Here is an 18,001-nt window from a genome sequence, read left to right as displayed (position 1 = left end):
CCGCTGCGCGCTATTTTCTCTCCAGCACGCGCGGCGGGATCCTCGCCTGCTTCTGGGCGGCGAGCATTTTCTCGTAGTACTGGTTGTAGGCTTCCCGAGCCTGCTCCCGCTCGTCCAGCGCCCAGTACGCATCCGCCAGGTTGAGGTAGGCAACGACCCTGTCCGGGTGTTTCCGGGTGATGTGTTTCAGCAGTTCGACCGCCTCCGGGTAATGACCGGCCTGCTCGAACAAGAAGCCGAGGTCGTTCGACCAGCCGACCCTTTGCGGGAAATAGTATTTCTCGACGATATAGCTTCTGGGGTCGCAGGCGCCGTCCTCCTCACCGGCGAGAAAGTAGCCGACGAGAGTCTTCAGTTCTTGCTCGTTACCGGCCTTGTAGGCCCTCAGAGCCGTGTCGAAGTTGCTGGCGACCGTCTCCGGCATCAGCTTCTCCGCCGTGACGGCAGATGATCTCTGATGCGCCAGGCGCAACGCCCTCAATGCGTCGAAGGCGCGGGCGCCATCGAAGTCGGCGACCGACGTGACGCCAACGGCCTTGCTGTCGATCGCATAGCTGCTCAACAGCGACTGGTCACACTCGGTGTTGTTTTCGTTCAGCAGCACCTGGGTCAGGTCGAAGGACTTCGTGGCGCCGTCGTACCTGAACTTCAGGTTGAAGTTGTAGGCGCCATTACCCTCTTCCCGGGTGGTCAGCAGCAGGTGATCCCCGGCCTTGTTCACGGGTGAGAGCAGGGTATGGCGTTCACCTTGCAGATCGACCACCGTCGACTTGCCCTGGCGCTCAGCGAGCAGATCCGCCATGTAGCCGTCGTGGCTGTGGGGCGAATACTCGTTCTCGATGCGTGGCAGAGCGCTTTCTGTGTCGAGCACCACTGCGCCTGAGTGATCGATGATCAGCAGGCGCTGCGCACCGTCGTCGTTACCGTATGCAATGCGCAGCTCCTGCAGCACGGACAGGCCTTCGGGGCGTATCGCTTCGGCGTGGGCGATGACACTGGCCAGCATCAGGAGGGAGGTGAGCGCCATATATCGCCTGTCACGTTTATTTCCGTGCAATCTTGGCATCTGTTCCCTTGGAATTTTATTCACAGCTCATGTGTCGAGTAATAAAAGGTGTAACTACCCTATCCATGAATGCTAGGGAAGTTCTGAAAAAAGCCATTTATCGTCACTCCCGCGAAGGCGGGAGCCCAGGGACTACGCAGGTTCTGGATTCCCGCCTACGCGGGAATGACGGTTATTTCAGAGTTCCCTAGTGGCGCTCATATGTCAGGCGCGATGTGCTTCAAATAATCCGCCCTATCATTACTCATCCTTGATAGGCAGTTGTTAATCGTTACCTGATACGCTTCTGCAGTTTCTTCTATTTCAAAAGCCTCAAGTTTGCAATCGGCATCTCGTAATTTGATCCACTCTCGCTGCGCGCCCCTCAGCAGAGAAATATATTGATCCGCCAGCAAGGGCGCTTGCTTGTACTGGTGCCTGATTCGATCAAGAGCTGCCTTGTAGGCTGAATTCAGAAGTTTATCCGATATGTCTTTTCTATATTCTGCACACTGTGCGATCTGCTGAGAGGCTTCAACTCTTTCACATGGATCTTCAACGGTGTTACTGAGTGCTGGAAATGTACAAAAAAGCAAGAGAAATGGATATATTCTTCTCATACTAAGAGCTCTAGTTATTCCTGAGATAGCGGGTTCTATTTCTTCCCGGTTCGTATTGGCTAATAGCAGGTGTGTTTTCTATATAGCGAATCAATTCTTCCTTGTTATTTTTCATCCCTGCCTTCATCGGATTTGGCCCCTTAGTGAAGCCTTGATAAACAAAATCTACCAGCACATCCCTGATGACTTGGTCAAGAGCGCTCCATTCGACTCTATTCGACTCGCTCGAAGTCCAGTAATTGTAGTTTTTAATAGCGCGCTCTACATAGTCTGGATAAATTGTATTGAAGAGAATAATTTCCTGCTCTACAGTTATTTCCCCAATGCTTGCCTTATTCTCTCTTACAAATTGCTGAGCAGCCGCGCCTTTCTTCCCGAAAGCCTGAGAAATCTTCGTTGCCTGATCATGCTCGATGCCGGCATTTTTCATATGGTTGTAGATTTCTGACTCGTTTCTGGAACCCATATCATAACCACGCCCCAGAGTTACCCCTGACAGATCGTTTCCTGGCCAGTGAATGACACGACTGAAGTACGGAGAAGTGGGGATATTATTCCCTTCAGCGTCAAATGTTATTTGCCCTTCTTTAATCGTGGGGACAGCCTTATCGGCTGTACTGAACGCACCGATAAGAGCGAGCGGTTGCAAGTGCCACGCTTTTCCGTCCGTGCTAATACCATATTTCCCAGCCACATCGCTCCACCAGCTCAGGGCCTGGATGCGCTTCTTCTCTTCGACCCAGTCCTGGTTGGGGTCATCGGCTGCGTGGCCCATCAGGCCGTCGAGTTCGTCCCAGCGCGCAGCATCCCAGAACCACTCGCTGTCATGGCGCGTGACGAGCTGCGAGATGGATTGGGCATGCCAGGGCTTTTCCAGTGCTGCCTTGACTTCTTCGGCGGTCATCTTGCCGTCGCGGTTGGTGTCGATGATGTCGTAAAGACGGTTGCGCACCGGGCCTTTGTCGGACTGGTCGATGGCGCCCTGGTAGCTTGCCTGTTCATCCTCGGAGAGGCGGCGAGCCGCATTGAGGTAGTAGGCCAGCCCCGAGCTGGGGGGATCGGCATCTTCAAGAAAATCGAAGCCTTCCCATTCCCATGGGCTATGGCGGGTGGTGATCAGTTCCTGCTCCGCCAGCCAGCCGTTGATCGGCTTGCCGTCCTTGTCGGCCAGCAGATCGTCGAGTCGCCACCAGTGGACTTCGGGCGTGCAGCCGGTTGCTGTGTTGCTGGCCGGAACCTTGACCCTGGCCTCGGCCGGGATAGCATTCAGCACGCTCTGCGGCAGGATCAGGTCGACGCCGATCTCAGTACCTTCATCGCTCAGTTTCGGCGGATTATCGCTTTTGATGTCATCGCGGTGCGCAATGAGTTTGCTGGCTCCGGCGTGGATCTTGAGCAGGGTCTTTTCCTCGTCCGGCAGGCTCTGCGCCCAGCTGCGGCTTTGGCTGACGAACGCAGGCACGTCCTCGCAACTGAAGACTTCCAGATGCAGCAGTTCCTGAAGCGAACCGTCGCTCTGATTCTGGTACTTACCGACATGGCCGATCAGGTCGCCGGCCTTGATCGGCACGGGCGGATCGAGGAGTACCACCGAGCCCGTGGCCTTGGGCTGCGATTGAGCCGTCAGGAAGGAGGAGGCGACATAGCCCGGCAGGCTGCCGTCCTCTCTTGGCGTGAGGGCGGCCTGGTCATTGCCGCTGATCACCTGTTCGAGCTTGAGGAAGGCGCCCTCGCCCGAGGCGCGAACCTGGGCACCCTTGCTGAGTTTGCCGATGATCGGCGCATTACTGCGGGCTTCGGCCCTGACGTTGAGTTCGCCACTGCGGGTGTTGACGGTATAGATGCCGGAACCCCAGAAGGCTGGCCGCTCCAGCTTCTCGTCCTGTCGGTAGTCTTTCCAACATTTGAGGTGCATGTAGAGGCTGTAGAGGGTCAGCGCAGGCGGCTTGGGCTTCGACTCGTCAGCGGTTGCGGGTACCTTGGGCTGCAGCGTGTGCCTGACAAGAACGAAGCCGGTGGAGAACGGCGCCCTGACCTGCAGCGGTGGTCGACCGGCGTAGGTGCTGACAGGGTATTCATTGTCGATGCGATAAGCGACCACTTCACCATGGGTCATGCAGTTGACACGGCTCTGATCGAAGACTTCAGAGGTGCCCTTGTCCAGGTGGATGCCGCCGTGCCAGAGGCCGTTTCCACCGATGGGGTAGAACCCGGCCCTGGCCTTGCTCAAGGCGGTCAGGTGTTGCAGTGCATGGCCGGCGGACGCCGAGCATGGGTAGCACCAGTCCCCCCTGGCTGCGCTTTCGCCGCCACCGACAACGTCCGGTTTTTCCTCGTCCGGGTTGAGGGTGCCGCTGACCATGTCGGCGATGTAGCGCTTGAAATCGCCTTCCTCCAGCTCGGCATGGACGTGGATGGCGTAACTCTGTGCCCCCGTCCTGCCCGTTCCGGCCTGGAGGCCAATGTGCTGGCCGTAGGTGATAGCGTCTCCGTCGTTGACCTTGAACGTGGGGTGAAGGTGCAGAATCTGCCCGATCAGTTGGCCGTTGCTGGGGGCGTCATAAATCTTCAGCGTGCCGTAAGCGCGGCTGGTCTTGGCATAGCCGGTCAGGGGGCTGGGAACCGGGATGGATTGGTTGCTGCCATCAACGAGCAGCACGAAATCCTTTTTGATAAGCGTGCGGCCACCGACATGACGCACCTCTTCGAGCTGGCCGTTGATGGTCTCGTAATCCCGGTTGGGTTCACGGCCAGCCGAAGGGTGATGCTTGGCAAGATCTTCGTAGCGGTTTACATCCTCGATGCGGCTTCCAACACTTTCAACGATTTTGTAGCGACGTCCTGTCATGACTTGTCCTATGAAAAGCTTGTAATCGTATTCAACGGTCAGAGGCCACAGGCCGCTCCGAAGGTCTTGTAGGTCTCTGTCTCTCCGGCCGATTCGAAGGTGAGGTCAACGTGCCGGTCATGTGACTCGCCGTACTCCGAATGATTGAACTGCCTGACCGTAGTGAGCGTGGCACTCATGTCCTCGTAGGCGTAGGACGTGCGGGTCTCGCTGATATCGGTCTGTTGCAGCTCTTGGACGGTGCCGGCGATCTTGACGAACAGCACCTCATCTATTTCGACGGCTATCGGCTGAGCGTCACGCAGGGCCTGATACTGCTCATCAGCCGGAACCAGCGCGCAGCGGTAATTCTCGATACCGCCGCCCTCCTGGTACTGGGTGACGGCTTCCTGGTAGGTGATGGGTTCAAGTTCGATGGCAGCACAACCCGCCAGATACCCGCAGGACAGGATGAACAGCAGCACCTGACCTGTGGAGTGTTGAAAGGGTCGTTTCTTGATCCTGGTATTCATCGTTTGGTTCAGCCCGAAAAATTCATGGTTCTTTTCACTTTCTTTTTAGGGTTGAGCAGATTGGCGAATGCCTGCTCCAACAAACTCCCCGCTTTGTCGCTATCGGCCGCTCCCGGCAGCACCGGTGGCTTGATCTTGAGTCCCGAGCCCTTGCCCGGCGCGCCTCCGGCGTTGATCCTGGCCAGCGGGCCGGAGATGGTGATGCCGCCGGGGTCGAGTTTGATAAAGCTGCCGCCGGCCTTGATGGTCAGTTCGATGCCGGCTTCGATGACCATTTTCTGCCCGGCCTTCAGATGTATCTCGCGGCCGGCCTTGGTCAGTTGCGCGGTGCCCAGCTTGATGTGCTGGTCGGTCGCCACCGTCAGGTGATCCTGGGGTTTGACCTCCACCTTGCGGTCGGCGGTGACGGTGAGGTGCTCCTCGGCCAGCAGTTCGGTGTAGCTGTTCTTCTCCACGGTGTCGTGGCGTTCGTTGCCGACGCGGATCTTCTGGTCGTGCTCGATGTTTTCGTCCCAGTCGCGCTGGGCGTGGATGTAGATCTGCTCGGCGCCCTTGCGATCCTCGATGCGCAGTTCGTTGTAGCCACCGCCTCCGGGGCTACTCAGGGTCTTGAACACGCTGCGGGTCTTGTTCGCCGGCAGGTCGTAGGGCACCACGTGTTCGGCGTGGTACAGGCAGCCGGTGATCAGCGGCTGGTCGGGGTCGCCTTCGAGGAAGGTGACCAGCACTTCCATGCCGATGCGCGGGATGGTGATGGCGCCGTAGCGATCACCGGCCCGGCTGGAGCTGACGCGCAGCCAGCAGCTGGTTTTTTCGTCGGCCTGACCTTCCCGGTCCCAGAAGAACTGCACCTTCACTCGACCATATTCGTCGCAATGGATTTCTTCGCCAGCCGGTCCCGTGACCACGGCGCTCTGGCTGCCCAGCACGCGGGGTTTGGGGTGAGCGAGTTGCGGGCGGTAGGGCACGTCCCAGGGGGTGGCGAGGAAGCGGTTGCGGTAGCCTTGGGTGAAGTCGGCGTCGCCCTTTTTCCCCTCTCCCCGAAGGAGCGAGGGAGCCGATCTGCGTCGTGTCAGATCGCTCGTGATCGACTCCTCCAGCACCTGCGGCTGCTTGCCTTCGTGCAGCACTTCGGTCAGCAGCCACAGGTCGTTCCATTCGCGGCGTGGGTGTTCGGAGATTTCCAGCAGATGCCCGGTGACCAACCGCGGCTGGTCGCTCTGGCCTTGCAGTTGCTGGTAGTCGGCGCGGTGGCGTTCCAGGGCGCGCTTGGCCAGGTGCTTGCCGCGGGTGCGGTCGGTGTAGCGGCCGGGGTAGTCGTAGTCTTCCAGATCGGGCAGGCCGTCGTTCTCGCCGGCCTGCTCGCCCTGGTAGGCGGCCTCCAGCAGCAGGCGCGGCTGCTCGAAGTGGTAGTCGCGGCGGGCGGTGCGACGGGTGCGGGTTTCCAGGCGCAGGGCCAGGCGCTTGATCACCGGATCGTCGGCGGTCATCCCGCTGTCCTGGATATAGGGCGTAGGCTGGCCGAGCTTGGTGAAGGCGGTCTGGTCATCGCCGAAGCACAGCACGTGGCCGCTTGCGCTGTGCTGGAAGTGGTAGTGGATGCCTTCCTCCTCGCACAGGCGCTGGACGAAGTGCAGGTCGCTCTCGTCGTACTGCACGCAGTACTTGCGCTGCGGGTAGACGCTGGGGCCGAGCTGGAACTGGTAGCCACCCTGAACGATGCCGTGCTCTTCCAGCACCTGGGCGACGATCTGCGGCACCGTCAGGTGCTGGAAGATGCGCTGGTTGGTGCGGTGCGCCAGGTAGGCGAGCTGCGGCACGATGGCCAGGCGATAGCGGGTCAGGCGTTTGCCGGACTCGCCCTGCTCGACCCGGTGGATCAGGCCGTGGATGCCGTCGCCATTGGGGCTGAAGGCAAGGAAGGCGCGCTGATGCAGCAGACTGGTCAGATCGAGATCCGGCCGTTCGCTGATCAGCTCGACGTCGAAGCGATAGGGCTGGCTGATGGCCTCACGGCCGTTGAATTCGAGCACCTGCAGATCGTGCTCGACGCCTTCGATGGTCAGGCTGAAATGGGTTTCATTGGCCGGGTTGAACATATGCGTATCCTTTCGATTAAGTCCTTATGCCTTGCCCAGCCAGCAGCGCAGACGCGAAGCCGGTGGCCGGCGAAACGCCTCGAGCAGCTCGCTGCAGCCGATCTGCCGCTGGCTTTCGTCAAAGGCCAGCGCGGTGCGCAGGGCCTGCCAGCAGTGCAGCGGCACCTGCGCCGGGCATTGCAACTGCCTGTCCAGCTCCATGCTCTTGGCCTGCTTGGCGCTGAGGCGGCGGAACGGGTGTTGCCCGCTGGCCAGCTCGACCAGCACGCAGGCCAGCGCATAGACATCGGCGGCCGCCGACAGCGGTGCGCCTTCGAGCAACTCCAGCGCGGCGTAACGCGGTGTCCAGGCGGCGATGCGGCTACGGCACAGGCGCGGCAGGCCGGGCAGCAGGCCCTCCACCGGCTGGCCGAGACCATAGTCGAACAGGCGCAGGCCGTCTTCGGCCAGCATCACATTGCTCGGCTTGAGATCGCCATGCAGCACGCCCAGCTGGTGCGAATAGCACAGGGCTTCGAGCAGCGGGATGGCGATGCCGCGCAGCTCCTCCCAGGGCAGGCCCTCGGGGCGTTCGCAGAGCAGCTGATCGAGGGTCAGGCCGCGCAGCAGTTCCAGGGTGATGAAGGCGCGCTGGCTGGGAATGTCCACCTCGAAACCGAACAGGCGCACCACGTTGGGGTGGCTGAGCCGTGCGGTGAGGGCGAACTCGCTGTAGAGCAGGGCGTTGGCGTCCGGGTATTCGGCGAAGTCGTCGCTCAGGGTCTTCAGCGCGACATAGGGCTCGGGGTCGCCGAACTGTTCGCGCAGCAGATCGCGCGCGCGGTATACCGCGCCCATGCCGCCGACGCCGAGCAGACGCTCGATCCGGTAGCGGCCGCCGAGCACCTCCGGCAGCTCGCCGGGGGCCTGACGCGGCGTTTCGCGCACCGGTTCCCTGGCGGCGGTGGCGGCCAGGGCGAAGTAGGTGAGGTCGCTGGCTTCGGCGGCTTCGATCATTGGCGGATCACCACGGCACTGAGGTTGTCACGGGCCGGGCCGTCGAGCACGCGCTGGAACAGGCGCTCCACGGCCAGGTGCGGCGAAGGCAGGTTGAGGCAGGCGCCCAGCTCGTCAGCGGAAACGCCCTGGTAGAGGCCGTCGCTGCACAGCAGGAAGACGTCGCCGGGCAGCACGTCGAGTTCGAGGATGTCCAGCTGCAGGGTCTCGCTGGCGCCGATGGCGCGGGTCAGGGCATGCGCCGCCGGATGACGCGCGGCCTCCTGCGGCGTCAGGCCCTGTTCGTCGATCAGTTGCTGCACCAGCGAATGATCCCGGCTGAGCTGATACAGACGCGCGCCGCGCCACAGGTAGCAGCGGCTGTCGCCGGCCCAGACGCAGGCGGCGCGGTCGCCGTCGAGCAGCAGGGCGACCACGGTGCTGCCGATCACCGTGTCCGGGCGCTCGGCGGTCACCGTCAGCTCCTGACCGAGGCGATGATTGAGCCGGTGCAGCGCCTGACGCAGCGCCACCAGACGCTGCTCCAGGCTACCCTGAGCCAGCTCGGCGAGCTGCTCGACGATCAGGCGGCTGGCCAGGGCGCCGTTCTGGTGCCCACCCATGCCGTCGGCCACCACCCACAGGCCCTGCTCGGGCAGGGCCAGGAAGGCGTCCTCGTTGCGCGCGCGCACCTTGCCGGTGTCGGTGCGCGCCGCGCTGCGCCAGGCTTTGGCGACTGCCGGCATCAGAGCGTCGCCGGCAGCTTGAAGCTGCGCAGCAGGCCGATGTCGAACGGGTTCGGCGAACGCTGGCTGTGCAGCAGGTAGTTGGCGTGCAGACCGCCCAGGTTGGCCTTGAGGATCAGCACGTCTCGACCGCTGTGGTAGTCCACGTCCATCAGGTCGAGCAGGCGGAACAGCGACCAGGGACCGGTGTTCTTCTCGATGCCGACGCGGCGACCGCCGAGTTCCTCGACCACCAGGCTGGTGCGGTCTTCCTCGCTCGCCGCCGGCCAGCGGAAGGCGGTGGCGACGATCGGGCCGTGGCGGTATTCCAGCTGCTGCTTGCCGAAGCGGAAGTCGGCGCGGCTCAGGCTGGAGTCCAGCGAGTAGGGCTCGAGCTTGAACAGCACCTGCGGCTCGGCCGGGTTCTCGGCGAAGAAGCTGCGACGGATCACCTGGGCGCGGCTCATCTGCAGGAGGAACTCGCGCGACAGCGGCAGGCCGCGGCCATCGACGCGGCGCAGGCGATACTCGTCAGCGCTGCCGCTGACGAAGGGGCGCAGGTACTGGTCGAAGAAGCGCTCGGCGATGCCCTGGGCCTTGAAGAACTCGCGGAAATCCGCCACTGCCACGTCGCTCTCGCTGTGCGCGCTGAACGGATAGCGCTGCTTCAGCGAGTTGTCGTAGGCGGCGTACAGCTCGCTCTGATAGCGCTGATTGAGGAAGTGGTAGGCGTCGCCCAGCACCAGGGTCCAGCTGTCCTCGGCCAGCAGCGCCAGCCAGTTGCCCACCGGCTGCGGCAGGCGCGCGGCGGCGCTGCGCACCTGGTTGATCGCATCGCGCTTGCCGGCCATGCGCGCCTTGGCCATCTCGAACGCGGCCTGGTCGCTGGCACCGGCATTGGCCAGGCTGGCCAGCTGGCGCTGCAGTTCGTCCAATGCCTGCAGGCTGGCGGCCAGTTCGACGCCGGCACCGCCGTTGTCGTCGAGCAGCTTGTGCAGCACCTCGAAGCGGCGCTCCAGGGTCTTGCGCGCGGTGTCCGGGGTGTTCTTGGCCAGGGCCTGCTGCGCCTGTTCGGCGGCGGCGCTGGCCAGCTTGGCGGCCTTGCCCAGCTTGCCCTTGGCGCCTTCCAGCGCTTCGGCGGCGGCACCGGCGTCGTCGGCGGCCTCGGCCAGGCCCTTGAAGCGGGTGTTGTCGCGCACTTCCACCAGCAGTTGCAGCAACGGCGAATTGGCCGCGGTCAGGCCGCCGAGCAGGGCGGCACCTCGGCCGGCACTGCCGATCGGCTCCAGGCTGAGCTGGGCGATGGCCTCGCCCCAGTAGTTGCCGTAATCGCGGAAGTACAGCTGCTCCAGCTCCACCATCAGGCGGCCGAGGTCCCCGGCGCTGAGGCTCTCACCCTCGCCCAGCACCCAGTTGTCACGCAGGATCTCGCGCACCAGGTTGCCGCCTTGGGCGGTGAAGGTCTTGCTGTAGCCGGCCTGGGTGTAGAAGCCGGGGATGGCGTAGTCGCTGCCATTGATCAGCCCGGCCTGCGGCCCGAGCTTCTGACTCAGGCGGTAGTCCGGCAGGCTGCGCGCCTGTTCGCGCAGCATGCGGTAGACCACATTGGCCAGCGACTCGCTGCGCAGCACCTGGCGCGCCTGGGCGACCAGCTGGGCGTTGAGCGCATAGGGCGCGAAGGACTCGTCGAGCAGACGGGCGAAATGGGTGTTGAGGCCATGCTGCGCCGGGCTGTTGCCGGCATAGCGCAGCGACCAGTCGGCGGCTACCCACTCCTTGAGGAAGGCGGCGTCGCGGCGCTCTTCCAGGTTGAGCATCAGGTAGGCGCGCAGGCTGCCGAGCAGGCGCTCGCGGTCGCCGAGGTTGGCGCGGATCTGCGCCTCCAGCTGACGCGCCACACGCGGGAGCAGCAGGGTTTCCAGCTCGGCGCGGTAGGTCGAATACACCGGTGGATTGACCGCCTCGCCCTGGAACAGGCCGGTACGCTCCAGGTAGGACACTTCGCCCTTGGGCGGGAACACCAGGGTGGCGGCGTAGCTGCTGTCCAGCGCCTTGAGGGTCTGCAGGGCGTCGTCCTGCGGGTTGATCGCCTGGTGCTCGCGGGTGAGCTTCTGGGCGATCTCGCGCAGCTGTTCCAGGCGCCCGTGGTTGGCCGAGAAGCCGCTGGCCCAGAGCACACCGAACAGCGCCAGCACGGCGAAGGCGGTGGCGTACATGGCGCGCTGGCCCCAGTCGATGCGGCGCACTTCCTTCTGGTCGAGCCCGGCCAGGTCGGCCTCGGGGAAGATCACGCGGCTGAGCAGGTGGTTGATGAAGCGTGCACGGCCGGTGCGGAAGGTCGGCAGCGCGCTGCCGGCCAGGCCGAGGTTGCGGCCGATGCCGGCGGTCAGCGGGTCGAGCTGCTCGTTGAGCTGCGGTGCGCTGGTCAGGTAGAAGCCGCGCAGCTTGCTGGCGCGCTGGTAGCGGTTACCGGCGAAGGCCAGCTCGATGAACAGGCACAGGCGCTCGCCGATCTGGCCGAGCTGGTGCGGGAAGTCGAGGATGCGGCCACGGCGCTGGGTGTCGCGCTCCTGGTGCATGCGCAGGATCACCTGGCTGTTGAGGCGGCGCAGCAGTTCCTCGAACTCCTGGCGCACCACGCTCACGTCGCTGGCGTTCTGCTCCTTGCGGAAGCTGGCGCCGAGCACCTGCTCGCTCTCCTCGCGCGACAGCTGGTCGAAGAACTCGTCGAAGCCCAGCACCTTGTCGGCCTTGCTCAGCACCAGGTAGACCGGCACGTCGGCGCCCAGGCGCTGATGGATCTCGTGCAGGCGCTGGCGGGTCTGGCGGGCCAGGGTTTCCAGCTCCACTTCGCTGCCGCCCTGCAGCTGCTCGACCGGAATGCTCACCAGCACGCCGTTGAGCGGGCGCGCGCGACGCTGGCGCAGCAGGCCGAGCAGGGTGCCCCAGGCGCGGCCGTCGACCTGCGCGTCGGGCTGGGTCAGGTAGCGCCCGGCGGTGTCGATCAGCACGGCGTGATCGGCGAAGTACCAGTCGGCATAACGGGTGCCGGAGACGTCCTTGGTCAGGCGCTGGCTGTCGCCGCGGTTGAGCGGGAAGTCCAGGCCGGAGAAGTCCAGCAGGCTGGTCTTGCCGCTGCCCTGCGGGCCGAGCAGCAGGTACCAGGGCAGGTCGTTGCGCCACTTCTCGCTGCGCCCGCGGTACAGGCTGGAGCGCTTGAGGGTGCGCAGGGCGTCCTTGAAGCGGTGGCGCAGCTCATTCTGCTCCTCGCCGATCTGCTCCTCGCGGCGCAGGCGCTCCTGCGCCTCGGCGTCGTTCTCCTCGGCCTTCTTGCGTGCGGTGGCGCGCCAGCTGGCGAACACCATGGCCAGCCCCCAGAGCAGGAACAGCCCGCTGATGGTCAGCAAGCGGCTGGTGGCCGACTCCCAGAACTTATGGTCGTCGACCGCCAGCAGCGGACCGACGAACCACACCAGCAGGGCGAGGACCAGCACCAGCAGCAGGCTCCAGACCCAGGTCTTGCGGAAAAAGGCGCCCAATTTGGCGAAGAAGCTCTTCATTTCACGTCATCCATGCTGACACCCGAGGCCGGGTCGAGTTGCTGATACGGCTTGAGGACGGTGTCGCGCTGCTCGCCGAGCACCCAGGCGAAACCGGCATACATCATCACCAGGCACATCAGGGTGAACAGCGCCACCAGCCACCACGGCACGATGCGCACCAGGCGCCGGCGGGTGTCCTTCAGGCCCTGCCAGTGCGGCGAGACTTCGCGCGGCACGTCGCCGCGCAGCTGGCGGATCTGCCGATAGAGGCTGTCGCGCACCGCTTCCAGCTCGAGCATGCCGCGCGGCAGCACGCGGTACTTGCCCTCGAAACCGAGCGACAGGCACAGGTACATCAGCTCCAGCATCGGCAGGTGCTTGACCGGGTTGCGCGACAGGCGCTCGAGCAGCTGGAAGAACTTCTCGCCGCCGAAGGTCTCGTTGTGGAAGGAGGACAGCAGGCTCATCTGCGACCACTGGCTCTCGTTGCCCCAGGGCGTGGTCACCACGGCCTCGTCGACCACGGTGCACAGCACATAACGCGCGGCCATCACCTGGCTGCTTTCCGCGCCGTCGTGCAGGGCGCGGTGTTCGAACAGCTTGATCTCGCGGGTCAGGCGCTGGTTGAGGGCGTCCAGGTCCTCGCTGTCGAAGCTGTGCTTGAGCCGCACCACCTCAGAGAGCAGCGCGGAGGCCGCCGCCACCAGCGGGTTGAGGCTGATGTTGAAGCTCTCCGCCGGGCGCAGGCGCGCGGCGAAGATCATGCGCTCTTCCAGCTGCTCGAATTTCGGCGGCGCGCTGAAGTCGGTCAGCGGGCTTTCGGCGCGGGCTTCGCCCTTGCGGTTGAGGATGACCGTCTTGTCATCCTGGCCGTATTCCATTTCCTTGATGGTCATCGTCAGTTCCTGATCGCCCAGAATTTCAGCTCAAGCCCGGAGAACTCGCCGGACACGTGGAAGGCGAAGCCGCCGGAGCGTTCCAGCTGCGCCAGTTCCTCGGAGCTGAGCTCCAAGGCGAAGTAGGTCTTGCCCGAGTGGAAGGGAATCTGCCGCGGTGCCACCGGCAGCGGTTTGACCTTGATCCCCGGCAGGTGCAGGTTGACCAGCTGGCGGATGCGCTCCACCGGGCCGACCTTGAGGTGTGCCGGCAAGCGCTGGCGCAGCTCCTCGGAGTCGCACTGGGCGCTGGCGGCGAGCACGAAGCTGGAGGTGCCGAGCAGCTTGTGGTCGTGCAGCGGCGACACCTGGATGCCGTACTGGCGCTGCTGCAGGAGCATCTCGATGGCGTGCTGTTCGAGCACCATCGACAGCACCTGGCGAATGGCGTCCATCAGCTTGCGGAAGCTCATGCCCTGGTCGCTGTGCAGGTAGCGGCCTTCCAGGCGCGGGCGCTTGGTCTCGCTGGAGAAGGTGGCCAGCTCGCCGAGCAGGCCGACCAGCTCGCGGTAGATCTGCTCCGGATGCACCTGCTCGACGCCCAGGTGGTGACGCAGGATCGGCTCGTAGCGGTTGATCAGCTGCAGCATCATGAAATCGCCGACCTCGGCGCCGCCCACCTTGCCGGTGGCGCGGATGCGCTCGGCGAGGATGTCGCCGCGGTGGGCGAGCATGCTGATCACTTCCTTGAGGCAGGAGAGCAGGTAGCCGGAAGCCTGGAAGTTGACGTAGGTCGGGCTGAATTCCGGGTCGAGGCTGATCACCCCGTCCGGCGTGGTGTCGAGCACCTCGCACAGCTTGAGCTTCACATAGGCCTGGTCGCTCTGCTGCTCGCCGAGCAGCAGGCGAAAATCCGGGCGACCGGTGCTGACCTGACTGTGGCTGCTGTCGCCGGCGTTGCAGTCGGCGACTTCCTCGTCGAAGGCGACGTAGCGCGCCAGCACATCCTTCTGCTCCGGGCGGCGGCTCTCGATATGGTTGCCGGTGACCAGCGGCAGCGCCAGGTACACCGGGGTGTTGCCGGTGTTCGGCGGCACGTCCAGGCCCAGCGGCTCGCGCTCGGCGCCGAGGTCGAAGAGGCTGCCGTCAGGCAGCACGCCGCTGGCCTTGCTCACCACCAGCTTGCCCATGTTGAGAAACTGGCGGTCGATCTCCAGTTCGAAGAAGCCCCATGCGTAGCTGGCCAGCTTCTGCGTGCGCACCTTGAGCTGGTGCTCGAAGTAACGATCGTTCTGCTGGAAGTGCTGCGGGCGCAGCAGCATGCCCTCCTGCCAGATGACTTTATGCTGACTCATCGGCTTTGCTCCTGCTCGGCATCGAGATTGCGAATGCCGCGCTCGTCGAGGCGCAGGCGCGCCTGGTTGCGCTGCTGCGCGTCGATGGCGATGACGTAGCGCCAGTTGGCTTCCGGCAGGTCGCGGTAGGCGGCGAGCACGCCGACGTAGCGGCTGCCTTCCTGCACCGACACCTTGAGTTCACGGGTCTCGCCCGGGCGCAGCTCCAGTTCCTCGAGGGTCACCAGGTCGGGAGCCAGGGCCTCCTTGGGCCGCTGGTAGAGGGAGAAGAAATCGGCGTTCTCGAAGGCCACCGGGTGCTTGAGCTCCATCAGGCGCAGCACGATGGGCGAGGGACGGCCGTGCAGGTCCGGGTTGAGCTGGTCGCTGCCGGCCAGGCTCAGGTCCAGCTTGGTCATGCTCGAATAGGGCGACAGCGCGGCGCAGCCGGCCAGGCTCAGCAGCGCGGCGATGAAGGCGAGGGAAAGCAGGCGAGGCATGGGCATCATCCTTGAAGGTCGGTATTGAGGGTGGCGATCAGGCGAACCTGCTCTTCGTAGGCACTGGCGAAATCGCGGGTGAACAGGCGGTCGCTCCAGTCGTCGTTCTGCGCCAGATCCGCATGCAGGCGGCGGTAGGCGCGCCAGCGGCTGCCGGCGGTGGCGAGCAGCGGCTTGCGGCCGTTGCGTTCGAAGCGCATGGCCAGCTGCTCCGGAGCGAACTGCTCGAACATGCCCTTGACCGCCGCGCGGCTGGCGGCGAGCAGCGCCACCTGGTGCGCCTGCAGGTCGCGAAAGCCACGACTGATGGCCTGTTCGGCGGGCAGCTGACCGGGTTTGCCGCCACGCAGCAGGGCGCTCAGCGTCTCTCCGGCATCCAGACCCTGCTTGAGCGGGTTATTGCCGGCGCCCTGCACGGTGGTCAGGGCCAGACGCAGCTCGTTCTTCAGCTCGCCGCGCGTGCGCAGGGCCTGCTGCAGACTGCCGACGCTCTGCTTGAGCAGCTTGGCGGCATTGAGCGCCAGCGCTTCGCGGGCCTCAATGTCGAGATCGTCGAGGCGCACGCCGAGGGCATCGGCGAACTTCTCCCAGAAACTCGGCGGCAGGCGCTCGGGCTCCGGCGCGGGTTTCGGCTGCGGCGCCGGCGTCGGCATCACCAGCTCGGGCACCAGCAGGTTTTCCTCGTCGATCTGCGCATAGTCGCGCTGCTGCGCCTGGGCAGTGCTGGGGCGCAGCACGGCGGTCAGATCGTCCACCTCGGCATAGACGCGCTCCTGCTGCTCCAGCGCGGTGAGCGGGTCGAGATCGAGGAAGGCGTCGTCGGGGATGATGCTGCCGGCCGCCTGCGGCAGGCCGATATCGCCCTCGAACATGGCCGGGTCGCGCACCAGCCGCGCACGAATCTCGAAGTCGCCCAGGCAGTACACGCTGCCGTGCTCGATGCGCTGCGGACGACCCTTGGCCAGGCTGGCGCCGCTGTCCTTGAGGGCGATGCCGTTGCTGCTGGTGTCGGTGAGAAAGAACGCGCCGTCGCGATAGCTGACTTCGGCGTGACGGCTGGAGAGGATGCGCTTGCGATCGGGGATCACCCAGTCGCAATCCTCGGCGCGGCCGATCACGCCGCCGGCCTGCTTGAAGGTCTTGGTGGTCAGCAGACCCGGCACGAACTGCTGTGCGCTGACCATCTCGAATACCAGTTCCATGGTGACTGTGCTCCTCGCGGTCAGTGGCCGCGCTTCTCGGCTTGCGGATCGCCCAGCGGGCGGTATTGGTCGTCGCTGAACTTGTAGTTGCCGGTGCAGCCGGCCAGGACGATGGCCAGCGTCAGCAGGGCGGCGGTCCGGTAGCGATGCAGCATGGAATGCGCTCCTTGGATGAAAGTGAGTGGAAGAGGGGCGGGCATGCTCAGACCTCGCTCGGGCTGATCTTCAGCCGTTGCATGCGGTACAGCAGGGTGCGCCTGGGCAGGCCCAGCTCGTTGGCGGCATTGGTCTGGTTGCCGCGGTTCTTGCGCAGGCAGTCGAGCAGCAGGTTGCGTTCGAGCCGGTCCATGCGCTCGCGCAGGCTTAGCGGCGCGCTATCGGGGTTCTGCGTGTGTTCCAGGTTGAAGTGCTCGGGCAGCAGCTCGCCGCCTTCGCACAGCAGCACCGCGCGCTCGACCAGGCCCTTGAGCTCGCGCACGTTGCCGGGGAAGGCGTAGCCGGCCAGGTGCTCCAGGGCGGCGTCGCTCCAGCGGCAGGCGTCGCGCTGCAGCAGGCCACTGGCGGTGCTGGCGAAGTGGCGGGCGAGCAGCAGGATGTCCTCGTCGCGCTCGCGCAGCGCCGGCAGCTCGATGGGGAAATGCGACAGGCGATAGAACAGGTCTTCGCGGAAACGGCCTTCCTCGACACGTTTGCGCAGTTCCTGGTGGGTGGCCGCGACGATGCGCACGTCCACCCTGTGCGTCTCGCTGCTGCCCAGGGGACGCACTTCGCCCTCCTGCAGCACGCGCAGCAGCTTGGCTTGCAGGGTCAGCGGCATGTCGCCGATCTCGTCGAGGAACAGGGTGCCGCCATCGGCGGCATCGAACAGGCCCGGCTTGTCACGGTCGGCACCGGTGAAGGCGCCGCGGCGGTAGCCGAACAGTTCGCTCTCCAGCAGATTCTCCGGCAATGCTGCGCAGTTCTGCACGATAAAGGCCTTGCTGCGCCGCGCGCCGCAATCGTGGATGGCGCGGGCGACCAGCTCTTTGCCGGTGCCGGTCTCGCCAGTGAGCAGCACACTGACCGGGCTGTGCAGCACCTTGCCGATCAGTTGATAGACGCGGCGCATGGCCTGGCTCTGGCCGAGCAGGCCATAACCGCTGGCGCAGGGTGTACCCGGAGCGGGCGAAGCCGGTTCAGGGGTCTCTGGAGCACGTAGGCGCTGCAGCAGTTGCAGCTGGGCCAGGGCGAAACGGCCGAGCTGGGCGAAGGAGGCGGCGAAACCCTGCAGGCTGCGCCGCTCGTGGCTGGCCACCAGCAGCAGGCCGCGGGTATGGCCGGCGGCGTCCTGCAACGGCAGGCACAACAGGCTGCGCCAGGCACGCGTCGCTTCCGGCAGGCAGGCGATGCTGTGCAGGGCGCTGTCCAGCTCATCGATACACAGCACCTGGTTCTGGCACAGGCAGTACTGCAGCAGCTGTTCGCCGTCGTAGTCGCTGGGCAGGCTGGCCGCCTCGCGCGGTTGCAGCAGGCCGTCGAGCCACTCCGCGCTCATCATCAGGCGGGTATTGGTGTGATCCAGCAGGTACAGCTGGCCCAGCGCGCAGTCGGCCAGCTCGGCGGCGGCGCGCACCAGCTCGGCGAGCAGGCGCTCGCCGCTGGCGGCGCCAGCCAGCGTAGCGTAGCGGCCGAGCAGGGCTTCGGCGTAACGCAGCGGTTGCGGGACTTCGGCGAACATCGGCAGC

General features: G+C 64.7%; 14 protein-coding genes. All 14 read right to left on the bottom strand.

Going from position 1 to position 18,001, the window contains the following annotated elements:
* Positions 1 to 10 precede the first annotated feature (10 nt).
* Positions 11 to 1,027 carry a tetratricopeptide repeat protein gene (locus AC1G9C_RS00365; protein WP_480409155.1) on the bottom strand — a complete coding sequence of 339 codons (1,017 nt, stop codon included), beginning with the start codon at positions 1,025 to 1,027 and terminating at the stop codon, positions 11 to 13.
* Between the two features lie 236 nt (positions 1,028 to 1,263).
* Entirely contained in the window at positions 1,264 to 1,665 is a 402-nt protein-coding gene (locus AC1G9C_RS00360; RefSeq protein WP_457788388.1) for a lysozyme inhibitor LprI family protein, read from the bottom strand.
* Between the two features lie 10 nt (positions 1,666 to 1,675).
* Positions 1,676 to 4,513: a pesticin C-terminus-like muramidase gene (locus tag AC1G9C_RS00355; RefSeq protein WP_480409154.1), complete on the bottom strand. Its 2,838-nt coding sequence runs from the start codon at positions 4,511 to 4,513 to the stop codon at positions 1,676 to 1,678.
* A gap of 38 nt (positions 4,514 to 4,551) precedes the next feature.
* A complete protein-coding gene (locus AC1G9C_RS00350; RefSeq protein WP_480409153.1) occupies positions 4,552 to 5,025 on the bottom strand; it encodes a hypothetical protein in 474 nt (157 codons plus the stop codon).
* A gap of 8 nt (positions 5,026 to 5,033) precedes the next feature.
* A complete protein-coding gene (locus tag AC1G9C_RS00345) occupies positions 5,034 to 7,124 on the bottom strand; it encodes a type VI secretion system Vgr family protein (protein ID WP_480409152.1) in 2,091 nt (696 codons plus the stop codon).
* 24 nt (positions 7,125 to 7,148) lie between these two features.
* Positions 7,149 to 8,120 (bottom strand): serine/threonine-protein kinase, encoded by a 972-nt coding sequence (locus AC1G9C_RS00340; protein ID WP_480409151.1) that lies wholly within the window; start codon positions 8,118 to 8,120, stop codon positions 7,149 to 7,151.
* Entirely contained in the window at positions 8,117 to 8,845 is a 729-nt protein-coding gene (locus AC1G9C_RS00335; protein ID WP_480409150.1) for a PP2C family protein-serine/threonine phosphatase, read from the bottom strand. The genes AC1G9C_RS00340 and AC1G9C_RS00335 overlap by 4 nt, the downstream gene beginning before the upstream one ends.
* Positions 8,845 to 12,384: a type VI secretion system membrane subunit TssM gene (gene tssM, locus AC1G9C_RS00330; protein WP_480409149.1), complete on the bottom strand. Its 3,540-nt coding sequence runs from the start codon at positions 12,382 to 12,384 to the stop codon at positions 8,845 to 8,847. Before tssM ends, AC1G9C_RS00335 begins: the two co-directional genes overlap by 1 nt.
* Positions 12,381 to 13,262: a type IVB secretion system protein IcmH/DotU gene (gene icmH / locus AC1G9C_RS00325; RefSeq protein ID WP_021444065.1), complete on the bottom strand. Its 882-nt coding sequence runs from the start codon at positions 13,260 to 13,262 to the stop codon at positions 12,381 to 12,383. The genes tssM and icmH overlap by 4 nt, the downstream gene beginning before the upstream one ends.
* 2 nt (positions 13,263 to 13,264) lie before the next feature.
* Positions 13,265 to 14,596 (bottom strand): type VI secretion system baseplate subunit TssK, encoded by a 1,332-nt coding sequence (tssK, locus tag AC1G9C_RS00320; RefSeq protein WP_397498077.1) that lies wholly within the window; start codon positions 14,594 to 14,596, stop codon positions 13,265 to 13,267.
* Positions 14,593 to 15,075, bottom strand: a complete 483-nt coding sequence (gene tssJ, locus AC1G9C_RS00315; protein WP_480409148.1) for a type VI secretion system lipoprotein TssJ — start codon at positions 15,073 to 15,075, stop codon at positions 14,593 to 14,595. Before tssJ ends, tssK begins: the two co-directional genes overlap by 4 nt.
* Positions 15,076 to 15,080: 5 nt before the next feature.
* Positions 15,081 to 16,277 (bottom strand): type VI secretion system-associated FHA domain protein TagH, encoded by a 1,197-nt coding sequence (tagH, locus tag AC1G9C_RS00310; protein ID WP_480409147.1) that lies wholly within the window; start codon positions 16,275 to 16,277, stop codon positions 15,081 to 15,083.
* A gap of 20 nt (positions 16,278 to 16,297) precedes the next feature.
* Complete coding sequence (locus AC1G9C_RS00305; protein WP_480409146.1) at positions 16,298 to 16,432, bottom strand: type VI secretion protein; 135 nt, start codon at positions 16,430 to 16,432, stop codon at positions 16,298 to 16,300.
* 47 nt (positions 16,433 to 16,479) lie between these two features.
* A complete protein-coding gene (locus tag AC1G9C_RS00300; protein ID WP_480409145.1) occupies positions 16,480 to 17,994 on the bottom strand; it encodes a sigma-54 interaction domain-containing protein in 1,515 nt (504 codons plus the stop codon).
* Between the last annotated feature and the right edge of the window lie 7 nt (positions 17,995 to 18,001).

It is taken from the genome of Pseudomonas sp. ABa2, assembly GCF_056676075.1.
This window is presented reverse-complemented; position numbering and strand designations above follow the sequence as displayed.